Annotated in this window: 18 protein-coding genes; 11 read left to right on the top strand and 7 right to left on the bottom strand. The window is 39.0% G+C overall.

The features are described 5' to 3' along the window. Positions 1-9: 9 nt before the first annotated feature. The 5 genes from cysD to J4E06_RS10040 form a co-directional block, all read right to left on the bottom strand. Positions 10-915, bottom strand: coding sequence for a sulfate adenylyltransferase subunit CysD (cysD, locus tag J4E06_RS10060; RefSeq protein WP_349523776.1), 906 nt, complete (start codon positions 913-915; stop codon positions 10-12). Between the two features lie 2 nt (positions 916-917). Next, the gene (gene cysC / locus J4E06_RS10055; RefSeq protein WP_349523775.1) at positions 918-1,508 is read right to left on the bottom strand and encodes an adenylyl-sulfate kinase; all 591 of its coding nucleotides are present in this window, start codon (positions 1,506-1,508) and stop codon (positions 918-920) included. Then, positions 1,493-1,921, bottom strand: a complete 429-nt coding sequence (locus J4E06_RS10050) for a DUF2061 domain-containing protein (RefSeq protein ID WP_349523774.1) — start codon at positions 1,919-1,921, stop codon at positions 1,493-1,495. Before J4E06_RS10050 ends, cysC begins: the two co-directional genes overlap by 16 nt. Before the next feature lie 25 nt (positions 1,922-1,946). Beyond that, positions 1,947-2,765: a 3'(2'),5'-bisphosphate nucleotidase CysQ gene (cysQ, locus tag J4E06_RS10045; RefSeq protein WP_349523773.1), complete on the bottom strand. Its 819-nt coding sequence runs from the start codon at positions 2,763-2,765 to the stop codon at positions 1,947-1,949. 195 nt (positions 2,766-2,960) lie between these two features. Beyond that, complete coding sequence (locus J4E06_RS10040; RefSeq protein ID WP_349523772.1) at positions 2,961-3,986, bottom strand: NAD-dependent epimerase; 1,026 nt, start codon at positions 3,984-3,986, stop codon at positions 2,961-2,963. 297 nt (positions 3,987-4,283) lie between these two features. On the opposite strand from J4E06_RS10040, the gene J4E06_RS10035 reads away from it, so the two are divergent. The 4 genes from J4E06_RS10035 to J4E06_RS10020 are packed head-to-tail and all read left to right on the top strand — an operon-like array spanning position 4,284 to position 10,566. Then, positions 4,284-5,417: a DegT/DnrJ/EryC1/StrS family aminotransferase gene (locus J4E06_RS10035; protein ID WP_349523771.1), complete on the top strand. Its 1,134-nt coding sequence runs from the start codon at positions 4,284-4,286 to the stop codon at positions 5,415-5,417. Then, positions 5,414-7,366 carry a polysaccharide biosynthesis protein gene (locus J4E06_RS10030; protein WP_349523770.1) on the top strand — a complete coding sequence of 651 codons (1,953 nt, stop codon included), beginning with the start codon at positions 5,414-5,416 and terminating at the stop codon, positions 7,364-7,366. The genes J4E06_RS10035 and J4E06_RS10030 overlap by 4 nt, the downstream gene beginning before the upstream one ends. 22 nt (positions 7,367-7,388) lie before the next feature. Next, entirely contained in the window at positions 7,389-8,165 is a 777-nt protein-coding gene (locus J4E06_RS10025; protein WP_349523769.1) for a polysaccharide biosynthesis/export family protein, read from the top strand. A gap of 16 nt (positions 8,166-8,181) precedes the next feature. Beyond that, complete coding sequence (locus J4E06_RS10020) at positions 8,182-10,566, top strand: GumC family protein (RefSeq protein ID WP_349523768.1); 2,385 nt, start codon at positions 8,182-8,184, stop codon at positions 10,564-10,566. On the opposite strand, the gene J4E06_RS10015 is transcribed toward J4E06_RS10020, so the two are convergent. Then, positions 10,567-11,310, bottom strand: coding sequence for a tyrosine-protein phosphatase (locus J4E06_RS10015; protein ID WP_349523767.1), 744 nt, complete (start codon positions 11,308-11,310; stop codon positions 10,567-10,569). A 270-nt stretch (positions 11,311-11,580) separates the two neighbouring features. Here J4E06_RS10015 and J4E06_RS10010 point away from each other — a divergent pair, with 270 nt between their 5' ends. From J4E06_RS10010 to J4E06_RS09980, 7 genes are all read left to right on the top strand, one after another. Beyond that, on the top strand, positions 11,581-12,855 hold the full coding sequence (locus J4E06_RS10010; RefSeq protein ID WP_349523766.1) for a sensor histidine kinase: 1,275 nt from the start codon (positions 11,581-11,583) through the stop codon (positions 12,853-12,855). After that, entirely contained in the window at positions 12,848-13,549 is a 702-nt protein-coding gene (locus J4E06_RS10005; protein WP_349523765.1) for a response regulator transcription factor, read from the top strand. The genes J4E06_RS10010 and J4E06_RS10005 overlap by 8 nt, the downstream gene beginning before the upstream one ends. 55 nt (positions 13,550-13,604) lie before the next feature. After that, the gene (locus J4E06_RS10000; RefSeq protein ID WP_349523764.1) at positions 13,605-13,850 is read left to right on the top strand and encodes an HNH endonuclease family protein; all 246 of its coding nucleotides are present in this window, start codon (positions 13,605-13,607) and stop codon (positions 13,848-13,850) included. Positions 13,851-13,905: 55 nt separating this feature from the next. Continuing rightward, complete coding sequence (locus tag J4E06_RS09995) at positions 13,906-14,670, top strand: hypothetical protein (RefSeq protein WP_349523763.1); 765 nt, start codon at positions 13,906-13,908, stop codon at positions 14,668-14,670. An 82-nt stretch (positions 14,671-14,752) separates the two neighbouring features. Continuing rightward, on the top strand, positions 14,753-17,308 hold the full coding sequence (locus tag J4E06_RS09990) for a M1 family metallopeptidase (RefSeq protein ID WP_349523762.1): 2,556 nt from the start codon (positions 14,753-14,755) through the stop codon (positions 17,306-17,308). 147 nt (positions 17,309-17,455) lie between these two features. Next, on the top strand, positions 17,456-18,127 hold the full coding sequence (locus tag J4E06_RS09985; protein ID WP_349523761.1) for a DUF6799 domain-containing protein: 672 nt from the start codon (positions 17,456-17,458) through the stop codon (positions 18,125-18,127). A gap of 67 nt (positions 18,128-18,194) precedes the next feature. After that, positions 18,195-19,106 carry a hypothetical protein gene (locus J4E06_RS09980; RefSeq protein WP_349523760.1) on the top strand — a complete coding sequence of 304 codons (912 nt, stop codon included), beginning with the start codon at positions 18,195-18,197 and terminating at the stop codon, positions 19,104-19,106. A gap of 130 nt (positions 19,107-19,236) precedes the next feature. Here J4E06_RS09980 and J4E06_RS09975 read toward each other — a convergent pair whose 3' ends face one another. Beyond that, positions 19,237-20,880 carry a RagB/SusD family nutrient uptake outer membrane protein gene (locus J4E06_RS09975; protein WP_349523759.1) on the bottom strand — a complete coding sequence of 548 codons (1,644 nt, stop codon included), beginning with the start codon at positions 20,878-20,880 and terminating at the stop codon, positions 19,237-19,239. Between the last annotated feature and the right edge of the window lie 3 nt (positions 20,881-20,883).

The raw sequence follows: 20,883 nt of genomic DNA, 5'->3' as shown, positions 1-20,883 counted from the left end.
GCTTTCTTTTTAAAAATACCCTTGTCTTTTTCTATCTTCCATTGCACTTTCTGAGCGCTTGTCATCAGTTCTATTACCTCTTTCGGTCTGTCTCATACCTGAGACCTCCTGAGCAATTTTTTCTAATGTATCGGCATCTGATTCAATGCCACCCGTAATTGTGATATCTCCAAGGGTTCTAAATCGGACTTTCTTTTTTACTATTTCTTCTCCGTCTTCCAATTTTAAGAATTCAGAATTGGGAATCCATGAATCACTTCTCCATACCACTTCTCTTTCATGTGCAAAATATAAGGACGGGATTGCAATATTTTCACGCTTGATATAGTTCCAAACGTCCATTTCTGTCCAATTGCTAATAGGGAACGCCCTAAAATGCTCTCCCTCAAAATGCTTTCCGTTAAAGAGGTTCCATAGTTCTGGTCTTTGATTTTTTGGATCCCACTGTCCAAAATCATTACGATGTGAAAAGAAACGTTCTTTTGCCCTGGCTTTTTCCTCATCACGACGCCCTCCGCCTATTGCGCAGTCCACTTTGTGTGTTTCAATGGCATCAAGTAATGTGGTGATTTGCAAAGAATTACGCGTAGCGCTTTTTCCTTTTTCTTCTGAAACCCTACCTTGATCGATTGATTCTTGTACTGAGCCTACGATTAGGTTAACCCCCAGTTCTTTCAAGGTTTCATCTCTAAATTGTATCGTCTCCGGAAAATTATGTCCTGTATCAACATGCATTAAAGGGAAAGGAATTTTAGCGGGAAAGAATGCTTTTTTAGCTAAATGTGTTACTAAAATGGAATCCTTTCCTCCTGAGAAAAGGATAACGGGATTATCAAATTGAGCCCAAACCTCCCGTAATACAAAGATGGCTTCAGACTCCAATTCGTCTAAATAATTTAAGTAATATTTACTCATTTTTAGAGCTTTATGTTGTTTCTAATTTGATTATAAATGATATCAACTGATTTTTCAATGCTATGTTCATCCGAGATTTCGACATCTGGTTGAATTGGATGCTCATATGGCGAAGAAATACCTGTCATATTCTTTATTTCCCCTTTCCGTGCTTTTTTATATAAACCTTTCACATCTCTTTGTTCGCAAACCTCTAAACTGGTATTTACGAAAACTTCAATATAATTAATTGAACCGACGGTTTTCTTAATAAATTCCGTGTCTTTCCTATATGGAGCAATAAACGCGGCAAGTGTAACTATGCCCGCATCTACAAAAAGTTTTGAGATTTCGCCGATTCGCCTAATGTTTTCAGACCTATCTTCTGGTTTGAATGAGAGATTGCTATTGATTCTCTTGCGCACATTATCTCCATCAAGAACATATGTAGTAATGCTATCTTCATGTAGCTTTTGTTCAAGCGCATTTGCTATGGTAGATTTCCCAGATCCTGAAAGTCCAGTAAAGAAAATCAAAAGTGAATTATGACCGTTTAATTTTCTACGTTCCTCCATATTAATCTTATACGAGTGAGAAACTATATTTTCTTCCATTTTTTTGATCTTATTATTCTATCCAAACCAAAATTGATACGATACCATGCTCGTTCATGACCATAATACAATACCATTTTGGTGATTACTTCGAGCCCACCTATTTTTAGCCCTGTTAAGGGATTTCCAGAAATTATCCACGAAATGACTACTGTATCCAAAGTTCCTATTAAACGCCAGGATACCGTTTTATATATATGTCTTGTTCTACTTTCAGATATCTTTATTCGTACCCATGCCCGTTCGTGTAGGTAGTACAATATCATTTTTGTAAAAACTTCGGAAAAACCAATTTTTAAGCCTGTTGCAGGGTTTCCGGTGATGATCCAAGACAGCACTACAGTATCAAAGGTCCCCACCAATCTCCATGTTATGGTTTTGGCTATATGCCGTTTGTGGGATATTCTACCCATAAAAGTGGAAATTTTCCCCATAATATCATTGACTTACCAAAAAATATGGATTTAACAAATTTTCTTTATTATAAGGTAATTCTTCATCATTCTTTTGAGAAGTTACCTTTAAGCCTACCGCATTACAAATTGCATGTCCAGCGGAGGTATCCCATTCCATTGTAGGTGCAAATCTTGGGTAGAAATCAGCTTTGCCTTCAGCGACAAGACAAAATTTAAGAGAGCTACCCTTTGAGACAACTTCTACTTCATCAAAGTCATTTTCAATCGATGAAATAAAATCGAGTGTATATTGATTCATATGAGAACGGCTTCCTACAACACGAACTAGTTTTTTGTTTGGTGTACTTTTGGAAATACGATCTTCTTCAGTAAAAAGTTTACTCGTTAATTTGTGTTCTTCATTTAATACTGTTTTGAAGGCCATTTTACTAGCCACATCAGCATAATAAAGTTCCTTGGTAACTGGTACGTAAATGACGCCAAGAACGGGGTGCCCTTTTTGGCATAATGCAATATTGACAGTAAATTCCCCATTCCTTTTTATAAACTCTTTTGTGCCATCAAGAGGGTCGACAATCCAACATTTGTCCCAATATTTTCTCAGGTTATAGTCAAGATTTTTATTCTCCTCACTTATTATAGGTATTTCTGTTTCCGTTAACTTTTTATTTATAATGGAATTTGCAGCAGTATCAGCTTCTGTCAATGGAGAATTGTCATCCTTTATTTCCTTGTCAAAATTGGGTTTTCTATAAATGTCCATTATGGCCAAACCACCTAAAATGGAAGCTTGGATCGCTGTTTCAATAAGTTCTCTGGATGGTTGTCTATTTTCTTTCATACGGCTTCAAAAATCAAAAATAACTTCACCAATAAAAATTTTCAGGGCATTTTTACGTTATATGCTTCTAAATAATCGATTATCATCATGTGCACCTTGTGTATATTTGTGATAGACTGAATATTTGTAAAGTGGTTAAAAAAGAGAGGATAAACTGCAAAAGTATTTCTGTGCTTTACAAAAATAGAAAAGAAATTAAATGTTATAATATTCCTTATACCAATCAACAAATTTTTGAACGCCTTCATTGATGGGTGTGTCGGGACTGTAATTGTAATCCTTGATCAAATCATCAACATTGGCCCAAGTTCTTTCAACATCACCGGGCTGCATTTCCATCATGTTTTTCTGCGCCCTTGTTCCCAATTTATTTTCAATGGCTTCGATAAAATCCATAAGCTTAATGGATTTATTGTTGCCAATATTATAAAGGTGATACAGTTCTTTGGAATCATATTTTTCAGTAAAATTGTCCTCTACTATGCGCACCATGCCTTCGGTGATATCATCTATATAGGTAAAATCTCTTTCCATATTGCCCTGGTTGAAAACATTTATGGGTTTCCCATCCAATATGGCCTTTGTAAAAAGGAACATGGCCATGTCTGGCCTTCCCCAGGGGCCATAAACAGTGAAGAAACGTAAACCTGTTGTTTTAAAACCAAATAAATGGCTATAAGTGTGTGCCATTAATTCATTGCTTTTTTTGGAAGCGGCATACAGACTTATAGGATGATCTACGGAGTCGGTTGTTTCGAAAGGTACTTTTTTATTGAGTCCATAAACACTGGAGCTGCTTGCATAAACCAAATGAGTTACATTATTGCGCCTGCAGCATTCAAGGATATTTAAAAAACCTACAATATTACTGTTGATATAGGCAGATGGATTTTCGAGGCTATATCTAACGCCTGCCTGAGCTGCAAGATTACAGACCACATCAAACTGTTCTTCTTCGAACAAATTCGATAGCGTATCCCCATCGGATAGATCGGTACGAATAAACTCAAAGCCAGGAAATTCAGAGCTTTTGGATGGCTCGTTTGATATGGAAGCTTTAGACTTTTTAACTCCCAATATGTTTAATCTAGCATATTTTAAGCCTCTATCATAATAATCGTTGATATTGTCCAAACCTACGACTTCATGTCCGTGCTTTAATAAATTATGGGAGACGTGGAATCCTATAAAACCGGCAGCTCCGGTAACCAATATTTTCATATTATCAATTGAGGTTCAATTATTTCTTAAGTTTAATTTATTTCAATTTTTAGAATTTATTCATAAACCTTTTGAATAGGTTTAAATATCACAAAAATTTTTTAGATCTTTTTTGAGCAAACTTACAACATAAATTGAGTTTATTTTTTTGATAAAGCACTGTCAAAACGCACTTAATCGATTATTTTTTGCCTTTAGCGAATAGTGGCGAAAAATGATTCAATCGCTCAAATTTCCTATTACTTTTACTATCGAGAAATAAAATTCTCATCCTACTTATATCAACCCAAAACTGAAATGGAAACCACAGTATTAAAGAAAATTTGGTTATCGCCACCACACATGGGTGGTAGCGAGGAAACCTACGTTAAGCAGGCCTTCGAAACCAATTGGATAGCCCCCTTGGGACCAAACGTTCAGCATTTCGAAAAATCCATTGAGGATTTTATTGGCAACAACGCTCATGCAGCTTGCCTAAGCTCGGGAACGGGTGCTATACATTTAGCATTAGAACTCTTGGGTGTTGGTCAAGGAGACGAGGTAATATGTCAGAGTTTTACTTTTGCAGCATCCGCTAATCCAATCACTTATTTGGGAGCGGAGCCCATATTTGTTGACAGTGAAGCGGAAACTTGGAATATTTCACCTGTACTTTTGGAAAAAGCCATAAAGGATAGATTGGCAAAAGGAATAAAACCTAAGGCAATTGTTGCGGTACATTTATATGGAATGCCATATAAGGTCGATGAAGTCCATGCAATCGCAAGAAACTATGATATTCCTGTGATAGAAGATAGTGCTGAGGCATTGGGTAGTTCTTATCGAGGTTTCAATTGTGGTAGCTTTGGTGATTTTGGGATTTTATCATTTAACGGAAACAAAATTATAACTACCTCCGGAGGCGGTGCTTTGCTTTGTAAGTTCCAAAGTACAAAGGAAAAGGCAGTCTTTCTGTCCACTCAAGCAAGGGATGAGGCTCCCCATTATCAACATTCCAAAATCGGATATAATTACAGGATGAGCAATGTTCTTGCGGGTATTGGCCGTGGACAAATGGAAGTGCTCAAAGATAGGGTGGAAGCCAGAAGATATAATTTTGACTTTTACAAGGAGCACTTGTCAGGACTTCCTGAAATCAAGTTCTTGCATGAGCCTGAAGGAAGTTATTCCAACAGATGGTTAACCTGCGTATTGACCCCCTCTTTCAAAATAAGGGAAAAACTAAGGTTGGCTCTTGAGACGGAGAATATAGAATCCAGACCATTATGGAAGCCAATGCATTTACAACCAGTTTTTGAAAAGAGTACTTCTTTTGTAAATGGGGTAAGTGAAGATCTTTTCAATAGTGGTTTATGTTTGCCAAGTGGGTCAAGTTTAGAGGTTAAGGATTTGGTGAGAATTTGTGGAATCATTAAAAATGAACTCAAATGATTAAAGAATTCTTTTTCAGAACAGGAAAACGATATGCCTCAAAATGGACAGTATTGGCAATAGATGTGTGTATTGTTTCCTTTTCATTTATATTGGCTTATTTTATCAGGTTCAACTTAAGTTTCAATTTTGATGTGAAGCGTTTATGGACTCAACTCCCTGTTGTTGTATTCTTGTTCCTGGTTTCATTTTTGATTTCAGGAAGTTACAAGGGTGTTGTGAGGCACACAGGAATAAGGGATGTTTATGCTATTTTTAATGCGGTATGCTTAGCAAGTATTGGAACAATAGCAGTTGTTCTTACTAACAGGTATATGGACTTGGTAAATGGTTTTACAATCCCTTTATCAATTATCATCATAAACAGCTTGTTAACTTTTATTACCCTTGCCGCATCAAGGTTTGTGTTTAAAATTGCTTACGAGAGCATTATGAAAAATGGTCAAGCTCCATCAAAGAACTTGATGATTTATGGCGCTGGGGAATCTGGAATAATAACTTATAACACACTTACCAATCATTCCAAAATGGATGTGAAAGTGATTGGGTTTGTTGATAACAATTTACAGAAAGTCGGCAAGCAAATCAACGGTGTAAAGGTCTACAATAAATCCATTTTAACCGAAGACTTTGTTAAATTCAACAATATTTCCGAAGTAATTTTTTCCATTCAGAGCATCAGTCCAAAACAATTGAGGATATTGGTAAATGAGATTGTTGATTTGCCAGTAAAAGTTAAGATTGTGCCTCCAGTGGAAGACTGGATTAATGGGGAACTAAAGGTTTCGCAAATCAAAAGGGTTCAGATAGAAGATTTATTGGACAGGCCTCCAATTGAAATCAGGAACAGTAAAGTTATGAAGGACTTTGATGATAAAGTGATTTTGGTTACTGGTGGTGCTGGATCAATCGGAAGTGAATTGGTAAGGCAAATTTGTAAGTATAATTATAATTCATTGATTGTAATTGATCAAGCAGAATCAGCACTCTACGATTTACAGCAAGAGTTGAAACAGGCAGGATTTTTCAATTTTGTTGCTATTGTAGGAGACATAAGGGATAAAAATAAAATGAGGATTTTGTTTGATCAATATAGGCCGGACCGAATTTTCCATGCAGCGGCCTATAAGCATGTACCGTTGATGGAGCAGAATCCATATGAGGCTGTGAAAATCAATGTGGCGGGAACCAAAACAATTGCAGATCTTGCCCTTGAATATGAAGTTGAAAAGTTCGTTTTTGTTTCTACCGATAAGGCGGTGAACCCTACCAATATAATGGGAGCTACCAAACGTATTGCGGAAATGTATATAAGCTGTAAGCAACAAAACGGTGGAACCAAGTTTATTACAACTAGATTTGGAAATGTGCTTGGGTCTAATGGGTCGGTAATACCCTTGTTCAGAAAACAAATTGAAAAAGGAGGCCCATTAACAGTGACCCATAAAGATATAACAAGGTATTTTATGACTATACCAGAAGCATCTCAATTGGTTCTAGAAGCTGGAGCTATGGGTAAAGGGGGGGAGATTTTCATATTCGATATGGGTGAGTCGGTAAAAATCATGGATTTGGCCAAAAATATGATTCGTCTTTCTGGACTACAATATCCTGATGATATTGATATTGAGATAACTGGTTTAAGGCCAGGTGAAAAGTTATATGAAGAGCTTTTAGCCAATGGTGAAAACACGCTTCCTACGTACCATGATAAAATTATGATTAGCAAAGTTAGGGAGATCAATTATACCAAGATTCGAACTATGATCGACGAGCTTTGCATATCTAATCTTTTCTTTAAGGATAATGTGGTTCAATTGATGAAGAACATTGTTCCGGAATACATTTCCAACAATTCAGATTTTTGCAAATTAGATAAGAATGAAAACACTACTTTTAAAGACAAAGTCATAATTAAGGAAAAGCAACCCCACAGTACATTAAATTAAATAGCTTAACACTCATTTTCTCATGATAAAAAATAATTCGAAATTATTCGTTAGGGCAATATTTGTTTGTATTTTGACTCTGCTTTCATCCTGTGCTTCCAGAAAAGATGTGGTCTACTTTCAAGATACTGGAAATTTTGAAACTTTGGTGAATGATAATACATTTGTTTCAAGGTTTAAAGTTGATGATTTAGTGTCCATTCATGTATCTTCGTTGAATCCAGAAGCTAGTACCCCTTTTAATTTGTATAGAGGTGCTTCCGAAGGAGGTTTTCGAGCCGAACAGGTAGATTATTTAGTAGATCAGGCAGGAGAAATTGATTTTCCGGTTATTGGAAAACTAAAAATTGAAGGACTTTCCCCAGAAGAATTGCGTGTCCTTTTAAGAGAGCGACTATCAGTTTACCTAAAAGACCCCATCATAAATATAAGATTGCGTAATTTCACGGTAACCGTTTTGGGAGAAGTTCTAAGACCTGGTACCTACCCCGTGAATGGAGAACAAATAACTATTCTGGAAGCTTTGGGACTTGCGGGTGATTTGACATTGCGAGGTGTTAGAAATAATGTCTTGGTTATTCGGGATTTTAATGGCACCAAAGTGTATTATCGTATTGATCTGACCTCCAAGGATATTATAAAATCGCCCGTCTTCTATTTGACCCAAAATGACGTAGTTTATGTAGAACCCAACAAATCAGGTATCAAGGAAACTTCTCTTGATGCAAGAGCTTCAATTTATGTTTCCATTGCATCTGTGCTGATTACCTCTACTGTTTTGTTACTTACACGAAATTAATATTGCGATTTTAAATATGCAGACAGAAAAACAAATAAGCCCCAACAATAATGACATTAGTAACCTAATTAAGCCGTATGTAAAGAATTGGAAATGGTTTGTTGTTTCAGTTATTGTATCAATTACTTTTGCCTTCCTATACATAAGGTACACGGTGCCAAAGTACGCTATTAATGCGAAGGTTAAAATATTGGAAGACCAAAACTCTACCTCAGAACTAGGTGCATTTACGGATTTAGGAATTTTGGGAGGAACCGGGAATAATGTTCTAGATGAAATAGAAACTATAAAATCTAGAACCAACCTTATTGAGGTGGTAAAGGAACTTGGATTAAATAAAAGAATAATAGCTCTCGGAAATATAAAGAATACAGAGTTATATGATAATCCTCCATTTAACATCAACTTTTTGGGGCCGGACTCCCTTGTTCAAAAAACTGAACACGAATTCTACATTAGATTGATTTCGAGCACGAAGTTTCAATTTGCCAACATTGAGAACGAAGTATTTAAAGAGTATTCTTTTGGAAAGGCGATACCTGCATCCTTAGGTGATTTAATTATAACTCCCAATGGCTCTTTAGATATGGAATCCTACAGCGGAAGGGATTATCAGGTCAAAGTCAGTCCATTGGCAACCATGGCAGAATACTATCAACAGAATATAATAATAAAAGTTACGGGAGAATTTTCCAATATAATTTCAATAACACTAAATGACGCGATTAAAAAAAGAGGAAAGGACATTATCAATACTTTGATAAATAAGTACAATCAGAATGCTGTTGATGATAAAAAAGCAATTGCAGACCGAACCTCTAATTTTATCAATGAACGAATAGCTGAAATATATGGAGATTTGTCCACGGTAGACCAGAGTGCGGAGGACTTCAAGGCTGACAGGGGAATAGCTGATATTGCCTCTCAAACAAATGTAAATTTGGAAATTGGAGCAGCTAATCAACAAGAACTGCAAGAGGCAACTGTTCAATTAGATATAGCTTCTTCTATGAAAGATTTTATAGATAGCCAAGATGGTTATGAGTTACTTCCAGCCAATGTGGGCTTGGCGGATCAGACAATCGCCAATACAACCGCGCGGTACAATGAATTAGCCTTGGAGAGAAGAAGACTCCTGGAAAGTTCGAATGAGAAAAATCCAATCATTGTTAATTTAGACCAACAGTTGGATGGTTTGAAGCGAAGCATGAAATCAAGTTTGAACAGTGTTACCAATAATCTATCACTTCAGGTTAATAGTCTAAGCAATCAATTGTCCAGCATTAATTCTCGAATCTATTCTGTTCCTAAAAATGAGCGTGCACTTCGCGATATCACACGTCAACAACAAACAACAGAGTCACTGTATCTATATTTATTACAGAAGCGTGAGGAATCACAGATTACGTTCGCATCCGCATCACCTAAGTCCAAAATTATTGATAGTGCATATCTTTTGAGTAAATACCCAGTATCTCCCAAGAAGTCAATTGTGTTTTTAGCTGCTATTATTCTTGGTCTATTGGTGCCTTTTTCCATTATATATTTAAAGGATTTGCTGGATGACAAGGTCCACAACAAGTTGGATTTGGAAAGAGTATCCCAAGATATCCCAGTTATTGTAGAAGTACCCAGACTGGGCAGAAAGGATGATAGATTGGTAACGAAACAGGACCGATCTGTACTGGCAGAATCCCTAAGAATATTGAGAACCAACCTGAACTATATTCAAAAATCCCATAAATCTACTCCTAATAATATTATTTTCATTACCTCGAGTGTGCCAGGAGAAGGAAAAACATTTATTTCTTCGAACTTGGCTGCCATTTATGCGAACACTGGTAAAAAGGTTTTACTTATTGGAGCTGACATAAGAAACCCCAAGTTGTATGATTTTTTTACAACGGACGATATGATTCAGACCGATAAGATGAAGCCAAAAAGGAGTACCAAGGATGGTTTGACGGAATATCTTGTTAATTCAAACTTAAATGTGCAAGACATAACGATTCCCGCCCAGGTAAATGAAAATTCCATTGATATTATCTTTTCGGGAAAAATACCCCCAAACCCGACAGAATTGTTAATGAACGATAGAATGGGTGAGCTATTTAAAAAAGTATCTGAACTTTATGATTATGTCATCGTGGATACCGCACCCTTGATGGTGGTGACCGATACATTGTTAATTAGCGAATATGCCAGTCAAATTCTTTATGTGGTAAAGGCGGGAGGCACAGAGAAAAAAGTGCTTAACTTCCCTGTTAAGCTTAAAGCTGAAGGAAAACTCAAAGGTCTGTCTTTTGTGGTCAACAATGTTAAGCAGTCCAACCTAGGTTACGGTGGAAAATACGGTTATGGCTACGGAAAATCTGTTAAAAAATGGTGGAAATTCGCTTGATCAATAAAAAGTTTGAATCGTATTTTCTATAACAGGTAGTACGTTGTTCAAGACCTTTTTGGAAACCTTGGTTTCTTTTAATAAACCAAGTTGCCTGATGTTGTGAACATCTGTTCCCACAAAATCTATTAAGCCGTCTTTTAATAATTTTTCAGCGACCTTTTGCACATCTGAACCATAGGATTCGGAGCTAAGCGAGAGTAAGTTCAGTTGGAACATAATACCATTGGATTTCATCGAAGGATACTTGCCATATTTTCCATGATAGTACATATAACGCTCTGGATGTGCCAAGATGGGAAAATACTTGTGCTTCGCTATTTCTTCCACGGCAAGATCAAAATTGAAAGAGGGTTGCAGGTAGGACATTTCCACTAACAAATACTGCTCCTTTAACGGCATAACCTGCTTTTTCTCCAAAATGCCTTCAAAATTGTCATCGATCATATGTTCCGCCGAACAGTCTAGTTTGATATCCCTCATGCTTTTTTTATCCAATACCCCCGATAGCTCATCAAAGGCCTTTTTTATGGTTTTGGGCGTATTGTCATAATGGTTGTGCATGATATGCGGCGTGCAGATAAAGTTGGTCACCCCAAAGGCTGAAAAGCCCCTTATTAAATCCACTGAGTCATCAACTGTTTTTGCACCGTCATCAATACCGGGAAGTATATGGTTGTGGATATCCACCAACCCGTGTAAATAATCCACTAAGAATTCTTGCTTTTGAAAAAAACTGAACATGCATAAAATTTGGATTGCAAAGATAAAGGATATGTTTGCTCAATTGGTATGACAGAAGTCAAATAACAAGATCTTGTCCTAAAATAAAAAGACCGGCCTCCAAGAAACCGGTCTGTAAGATTCACTACTAATGTTGTTAACTAAACTCGAGTACTAAGATAAGCCTTCACCCAGTGCAAAGCGGTTAACAAAAGATCAAAAAGGTTAATGAAAGATTAATAGGGTTAACCATTGGGTAAATAGCTGGCGATTTTTTGTTTATTTAGCGGTATGCTGACCAAGAGAAATCTGTATGTATCTGTTTTTGTAATTGCCGTAATTGGCCTTTTGGTGGTGCAGTACCAATATTTGAGGGTAGGTTTGGGCTTGGCAAAAGCCCAATTCTCGGATAAAATCGATAAGGCGCGGGAAAACATCAACAGCGAGCTGTCCGAAGTAAACTCACTCACCTATACCCTTGGAAATGCCATTAGAAAAGATACCACAGAGGTCAACATTGGGTTGGACAGTTTGGAAAAAGCATCCCAATATTATCTGAATGATTATATCTCTTATCAATTGAACGTTTCGGGAATCGATGCCCCATTTTCCTATAGTTTATATTCCCGTGACTCCATAAGCTATATGAGTTCGGTTCGACCGCATCTTAAGGCCAACAATAATTTGACCTACCCCATCCAAATCAAAGGATATTTGCCGGAGCTGTTGGAAAAGGAAATTGTTCTGGAAATCGGATTTGAAGATTTGAACAAGTATTTCTTGGGCCAAATTCGAGGTTTGATAATTCCGGGGCTGCTATTTCTTTTTATGATCGTTATAGTTGTAATCTGGGTGTTGCGCTCATTTTATTTGCAGCGAAGCATCAATACCACCACGAACGATTTCATCAACAACCTTACCCACGAACTTAAGACCCCCGTCTTTTCCATTGGCTTGGCCAGCAAGATTTTGGAGGAGGATGTCCCAGATAACAAAAAGGCCGTGGTGGAGCTCATCCGTTCAGAATCGGACAGATTAAAAAGGCATATTGATAAAGTTTTGGAGCTGGCCGGTATGGAGTCTGGCAAAAAACTGCTGCAGTTCACGGTAATTGACTTTAAACCCGATTTAGATCGTATTTGTGAAGGATTTTCCCTGCTCTCCCAACATGATGCTATTGAGTTTGATTATGAACTAGGGGAGGGGCCCTATTACATTCGGGCAGAAAAGTTTCATTTGGAGAATGTGGTGGGCAACCTTTTGGAGAATGCCAGAAAGTATTCGGACCAGCCTAAAGTTAAGCTGACTGCCATCACCCAAAAAGGATGGTTGCACATAAAAATTTCGGACAATGGCCAAGGTATTGCCCAAGAGGACATCAAAAAAATATTCAGAAAGTATTTTAGGATCAAGAACGGCAATGTCCATAAGGTAAAAGGGTATGGACTTGGATTGTACTATGTACAAAAAATTATTAAAATGCATCGGGGAAAAATTTCGGTGGATAGCAAATTGGGAGAAGGAACCACCTTTACCATTTCCCTTAAACTCATTAAAAATGGATAAAAAGTATAACTTGCTACTGGTAGAGGATGATAACTCCCTCGGGTATTTGCTCTCGGAATATCTGGGAATGAAGGGTTTTGCCGTTACATGGGCCAAGGATGCTTCGGAAGGTTTACAGAGAACAAAGACGAACGTGTTCGACCTTGCCATTTTGGATGTTATGCTTCCGGATATGGATGGTTTTGAACTTTCCCAAAAAATCAAAAGCATCAACCCAGAGCTGCCCTTTATTTTTTTAACGGCACGTTCGCTCAAAATAGATGTGTTGAAAGGGTTTTCCCTGGGAGCGGTCGATTACCTCAAAAAGCCCATAGACGAGGAAGAGTTGGTGGTCCGTATAAATGCCTTATTGTCCAGACTGGTGCCCGATGGAGAACAAGAAGTACAGGTGTCCCAATATGAAATAGGCGATTACAAACTCAATATGGACAATTTTGAGCTCAACTATCAAGGAAAACCGATAAAACTGACAGGCAAGGAGTTCGATCTTTTAGCGCTCTTGGCCAAAAACAAGAACCAACTTTGCACGCACAAGGAAATATTGACCACTGTTTGGGATAAGAACGATTATTTCAATAAAAAAAGTTTGAATGTCTTTATCTCGCATTTGAGGAAACACCTATCCAAGGACCCCAAGCTTAGTATTGTTAATGTAAGTCGTCGCGGTTTTATGCTCCGGGTTGAAGGAGAATAGATAGGTTTTTGGCTTGGTTTTTGAAGCTGTTTTTGAAAAATCTGTTTGCCGTTTTATGTTTAAGCTTTTTAAAAATAGCCATAAAAAACCTTCCTTGCACCAATTGGACCAGCTTTATGGCCAAGCCATATGTAAATGTCCGTTACAAGAACAGATTTCCTACTGTCAAAGACTTATCGAAAGTTCCCGATTTCAATTGGAACATTCCTGTCCCAAAAAGGACTCCAATTATTATACAAAGTTGATTGAAGCTGCCCATGCGGAAATCGAGCGTTTACGTTCCAAAGGAATATCCCGATGAATCAGCTGTAGAAAGCCCTAAAAATTAGTAACTTTAAGATTGAAATAAATCTGAAATGAAAAAATCAATCCTCTTCCTAGCTTTACTATCTATTTGTATGAACGCATTTGCCACCGAGACCAAGCTCATGGTCAGGGCAAAGGCCAAAGATGCCAAGTTTGTGGGAAGTTCCATAGGCGGGGCCCATGTTATTGTTCGCAATACATTGAACGGTGAAATTTTGGCAGAAGGAAATACAGTCGGAAGTACGGGCAATACCAATATTATAATGAAAAGTGCCCATGAACGGTATACTCAACTCTCCGATGATAAAACTGCTGGATTTTTGGCAGTTGTAGATATTGACGTACCTACTTTTGTCCGAGTGGAAGTATTGTCCCCTATTAACAGAAAAAATGCACAGGTGCACGCCAGCACCGAATTGTGGCTTATTCCCGGAAAACATATCATGGGCGATGGTATTGTCATCGAGATTCCCGGTTTTGTGATCGATATCTTAAAGCCCAATACCCATCAATATATTGCATTGGAATCCATCCCGGATACTGGACTGGATATAGAAGCCAATATTGTGATGATGTGCGGTTGCCCCATTGAAAAAGGCGGTATTTGGGATTCCAACCTTATGGAAGTAAAAGCCATTATCCATAAAGATGGCGAGTCATTTGGAGAAATCACGCTCAAAAATCCTTCTCAAAACACCTTTAAGGGCAGTTTAAAAATAACGGAGGGCGGATATTATCAAATTACGGTGTATGCTTTTAACGCTAAAACAGGTAATACCGGTGTGGAAAAAATTAATTATGTGGTAAGGGGCTAGATACCGCCCCCTGCATAAGCTTTCAAAGATTGGGATGCGGAAAAATAGGTGCCTTTTAAGTAGCAAACCCAACCCTGCTGTTATGAAAAACAATATCGTGTTCTTCCTTGTTTCGGTAATCCTTGTTGCCGCATGTGATTCCAGTCCTAAAGTAGATTTGTTGGCAGAGGGCATTCCCTTGAAAATGGCCCAATACCGAGTCAATCAGGTGTCCAATGTAGTGTATACCTTATCTTTTGATATTCCCTCGGAAAAGGAGGAGCCAATACCTTCTCGATTAAAACTGAATTTGGATGTCCATGATTTTTCACAGCCGCTCTACCTCGATTTTAACGCCAACGCTTCTTTGCTAAAAACCGTTCAGGTAAACGGGGAAGCCCAAGAAATTAACCATAACAAGGAACATATTATTATCAAGGACAACCTGAAAGAAGGCCCCAATACCATTGAAATAAGTTTTGATGCAGGGGAACTGTCCTTAAACCGAAACGATGACTTTTTATATACCCTTTTGGTACCGGATAGGGCCAGTACATTGTTTCCTTGTTTTGACCAACCCAACATCAAAGCACGGTATATTTTAGATGTTACTGCTCCCGGAGGATGGAAAGTATTATCTAGCGCATCTTTGGCAGAAAGCGCCAAGAAAGGAGATAAGGTTCACCATAGCTTTGATGAGAGTGATCCCATGAGCACCTATTTGTTTTCTATGGTCGCTGGAAAATTTGAATCCGTTACCGAAAACCCGGGTTTGTTCGATATGACCTTGCTGTATCGCGAAACAGATTCGGCAAAGATTGATTACAGTCTCCCGAATATTTTTGATATACATCAGCGTTCTATAGATTTTCTAAAGGATTATACCCGTTATGAGTTTCCTTTTCAGAAATTGGATTTTGCTGCTATTCCCGGATTTCAATACGGAGGAATGGAACATGTTGGGGCCATTCAATACCGGCAATCCTCGATTTTTTTGGATGAAAGCGCTACGGAACGGCAACGGATGGGCAGTGCTAAACTAATTGCCCATGAAGCTTCCCATATGTGGTTTGGGGATATGGTTACCATGGACTGGTTCAACGATGTTTGGATGAAAGAAGTGTTTGCCAATTTTATGGCCGATAAGATTATCAATCCAGCCTTTCAGGACATCAATCACAACTTACAATTTCTGATTTCCCATTACCGGGGCGCTTACGGAGAGGATAGGACCCGAGGAACCAATCCTATCCGTCAAAGATTGGATAATCTAAAAAATGCGGGTAGTCTTTACGGTGGGATTATTTATAACAAGGCACCCATAATGATGCGCCAATTGGAAGCTGCGATAGGGGAGAAGGCCTTTAGGGAGGGCATACGCGAATATATTTCTACCTATGCTTATAGCAATGCCACTTGGAACGACCTGGTGAACATTTTGGATGAAAAGTCTCCAAAGGACTTGAAAAAATGGAGTGAGGTATGGGTCAACCAATCGGGTAGGCCCGTTTTAACGGATGAAATCAGCTATGAAAATGGAAAAATAACAAGTTTTACCATTTCCCAACATGCCGAAGATGGTAGTGACAAACTATGGCCACAGTCTTTTGAGGTGACTTTGGTCTACCCGGATAGCATTAGAACCCTTCCGGTGCATATTGCAGGAAGTAGTGTAGATGTACAGTTGGCCGTTGGATTGCCTGCACCGATTTCCATTATATATAATTCCAATGCCTTCGGATATGGTGTGTTTCCCTTGAATGCTTCGGATTTGCTCGTTATCCCACAAATAAAGGATGAAGTTGCCCGTGGCTATGCCTATGTAAATACTTACGAAAATGCGGTATCCGGCAACATTTCACCTCTGCAGGCTTTCGATTTATTCCGTGAGGGCGTCCTGAATGAAGAAAATGAGTTGGTCCATGGAATGGTATGCAATCAAGCAAGCGCTATATTTTGGAATTTTTTGAGTGAGGAACAACGCGAGGGGAAGCAATCTTTTATGGAAGACCTGCTTTGGAAGGAATTGATAAAACGGGACTATGGACCAAATATCAAAAAAAACCTATTCGGACTCTGGAAGGACTTGGCCTATTCGGAAAAAGGGAAGGAAAGACTGTACCGTATTTGGAAGAAAGCTATCGAGATTCCCGATTTAAGGCTAAACCAGGATGATTACACCGATATGGCCATGTTCCTTGCTCTTTATCAACATGATCAGGCCGAAACCATTTTGGAAAAGGCGAAAGCAGCACTGAAGAATCCTGATAAGGTAAAGCGTTTTGAATATTTGTTGCCAGCGCTATCTTCTGATGTTACTGTGAGGGATACCTTTTTTGAATCATTAAAAGATCCCAAAAACCGGGAAAAAGAGTCATGGGTGGTTACTGCTTGTTCCTATATACATCATCCTTTGCGCCAACAAACTGCAATCAAGCACTTGCCTTTGGCCCTAGATCTACTGGAAGAAATCCAGAAAACAGGGGATATTTTCTTCCCCAAACGATGGCTCACTGCCACTGTGGGACAATACCAATCAATGGAGGCGTATCAAATAGTGGAAAATTACCTGAAAGAGCATCCAGAGCTCCAACCGTCACTCAAAGGAAAACTGTTGCAGGCTTCGGACGACCTGTATCGATTTGTAAATCAAGGGTAAAAGAAATCCTTCTTGGCGCTATGTAACATAAGTTACTTAAAAATGAATTTAAATAATTGGTTTTCAGAGCCTTGATGACGCAGGTCATTGTGTCTGCGCAATGGTGGTGGTACTTTAGTTCCAATTAATTTTATAAAAACGAGTACCATGAAAAAGATTTTTTTAATGTTGGTGTTTGTTGTTTTTGGAACAATGGCACTAATGGCACAGGACAGGGATAAGGACAGAGTCCAAGATTCCGATCAAGACAGAGACCGTTTAATGTTGGTCGACGGCGATGTACTTCAAATTCGTGATCGCGACCAAATTCGTTTGCAAGATCCCATTACGCTAAACGATGGAACGGTTGTTAACCCAAATGGAACCTATTTTACCCGAGATCAAGATAGACTTAGGTTAAGAGATGGCGAATGTTTGGATAGTGATGGAATAAAGTACCGTAATGAGTATCAGTATCGTTACAAAGTGATGCAATCCGACAAAGGACTTACCGATGCACAGGTTCAGCAACGCAATCAAAACAGATACCAATTGATGCTTATTGACGGAGATGTCTATCAAATTAGAGCACAGTCACAAAATAGATTGCAACAGCGACTTGAACTAGCAAATGGAACCACGGTTAATCCAGACGGTACCTACATGAATCAAAATCGTCAGCAATTGAGGCTTCAAGACGGCGAATGTTTGAATTCGAATGGTGAAAAGTTCACAAACATGTATAAGCATCGTAAAATGATGGTCAACAAGAATATGAATATGAAGTCCAAAAAATCCATGAACAAGGCAGCCCTTAAGAAAAAAAAGGGAGTCATGTGATGGTACTATATCAAGGGCTTGACCTCTGGTTGGTCGAGCCCTTATTTTCATCTGTAAATGATTTATCATGAAACGGTATGCACGCTTAAGCTTACTATTATGTTTGGGTATCATGGCAGGTGCATTTGCCCAAAAGACCAATAAGGAAAAGGTAAATAGGGAAGATTCTTATGTTTTGATGGATGTTAGCTATATGAACGATGCGGTATTTATGGGTAGGCGTGATTCCATAACGGCCCCTTACCTATTACCTTCCATTGGATATTATGACAAGTCGGGATTGTTCATTGATGCGACTGTATCGTATTTAACAAGTTCCGATGAGCAACGTGTGGACCTTTTTTATTTAACTGGAGGGTATTTGTTTGATTCCAATAATTGGAGCGGAGGTGTTTCGGGAACAGCTTATTTTTACAATGAAGAGAGTTATAATGTACAATCCGAGGTGGTCGCGGATATTACGGGTTTGATCAGTTACGATTTTAGATTACTGGAACTATCAGTTTATGGCAGTTCCTATTTCAATAAGAATAGCTCACCCGATATATTTTTGGCTTTTATGGCCGATCATACGTTTAGGGCATTTAACGATCATTTGTTGTTTGCCCCTCGATTTTCGGTTTATGCTGGATCTCAATACTTTTATGAAGAATATTACACTACCAGCCGATTGGGCAATAGAAAGAGTGGGAGTAATGGACAGGGTAGTGGTCCGGGAGGTTCTGTAGACTCCGGAACCGAGGTTACGACAGTGCAAATTGCCGAAGCTTCTAAATTTAATCTACTGAATATGGAGCTGAGTTTTCCCTTTCAATACCATTTCGACCAATTTATTTTATCGTTTACACCTACTTGGGCATTTCCCCAGACTCCTGCAACCCTCACAACAGATACGGGTACATTTGAAGAGGATTTGGAGAATGTATTTTATTGGTCTGTGGGACTCTCTTATTGGTTCAACACAAAAAAGAATCAATAGAAAAAATACGCTATTCGATCCATTCATGTATTGGGGTAGCATAAAGCATCAAAGCTGTGTAGGGGAGTTGACAACAAAAAAACCCCTCACTTTAGTGAGGGGGCTTCTTTGCTTCAGTAAGTAACTGTAATTAGTTCTGATCTGCTGGTGACAAATTCGGGTTGGCATCCAATTCCGCTTGTGGAATCTTAAAGATCCAGTCGTCGTTTACAGAAGGTCTTTCCACTTGAAATGCCTCCTGATAAAGTACGGCCGATGCTCCGGAACCTCCATCTGCAGCATGGTCAATGCCTTCATCCCATCGGATTTTGTCGGTGTAGCCGAAACCTTCTCCCCATAGTTCCAATCTTCTTTGGAACTTGATGTGCTCCATCATGGACTCTTGCGTGTTGAAAATGGTCACATCGTAAGCACTGTCACGCTCTTCTCCCAATGGTCTTAGAGCTTCTTGGGCACCTGGGATGTCGTTCAACATCGCTTTGGCCTCCGCCTCGATCAAGTACATTTCGGAAGTACGCATATAGATTACATCGTCAGGGTCAATAGAACCAGGATTGGCATTCTTCAACTTAAAGTGCATATAAGGGTGCTGGTTGAATGAATTGGTAATTCCATATGTTGCATTGATTTCCTCTCTTCTGGCATTGAATGCATCCTCATCATCATAATTTGGGTCGTTGCCGAATCCACCTTCTCCATTGGCAGCAGAGCTGTTGGTGTTTGGTGCATCGATTATGAAAACATCTTTTCTGTAATCTGTATCTGGAATGGCATCTACCAATCTACGATCCGCAATTTTTGGATTGTTTCTGATCTGGCTACCGTTAAAGGTATTACTTGCCAAATAGAAGTAAGAACGGAAAAACGTGGTCTCCGCAGCAATCACATTACTTCCCCAAATGACCTCAGAAAGGTTGTTGGAGTTGAAACCGGACTTCCAATCATCCTCGCCCATCAAAGGAAAGCCCTGACGTGCCATAACGGCGGCATCGGCAGCAGTTTGCCAGTCACCTTTTGAAAGTGCTGTACGGGCCAAAAGACCGTAAGCAACATTGATGTTCAATTGGGATTTGGTCTCCGCACCTCCACTTGGTCTACCAGATCCTTCTTCAAAACGATCGATGGCAGCAGCTAGGTCAGACTCGATCTGGTCGTAGATCTCCTGAACTGTAGACCTTGGCTGACTGGTAAACGGTGATTCGGAAGAGAACAACAATGGTACACCTGGGTCAGTTGCCGGATCACCGATCAGGTAACCTTTAGCGTAGTGCTGCACCAAAGAAAGATAGGCGTAAGCTCTATAGGTATAGGCCTGACCTAAAATCTCGTTCAATTGTGGCGATTCCACCAAAGTACCGTCGGTTCCTCTGTTAATCAAGAGGTTGGACCCCAAAATGATGTTGTACCTATGGTACCACAACAACTCGCAGGTCAATGAAGTCTGGTCTGTATGTGAGTTCCACTGCATTTCGGTTCTCCAGCCTAAGTTGTTCGCATTGGCAGAGTGGATCAATCCACCGGAAAGGTTGTCGCCCAGTGGTACCCAGTAGTGGTTGTTTGCCCTAGAAGTATCACCACCAGGGAAAATGGTCTGAGACTGTGAGTACAGTCCACGGTGCAGCCCGTTCAATATCAGCTGCATGTTGTCTTCATTGGCCAACGCATCAGCCGCCGAAATGGCATCTGTAGGCGTTGTTTCCAAAAAATCGTCGTCGCAAGAAGTTATTGTAATCCCTAGGAATACCAATAACATTAAATTTATTTTTCTTAACATAAT

Origin of the sequence: Allomuricauda sp. NFXS6, assembly GCF_040148835.1 — a bacterium.
Lineage (GTDB): Bacteria > Bacteroidota > Bacteroidia > Flavobacteriales > Flavobacteriaceae > Flagellimonas.
This window is presented reverse-complemented; position numbering and strand designations above follow the sequence as displayed.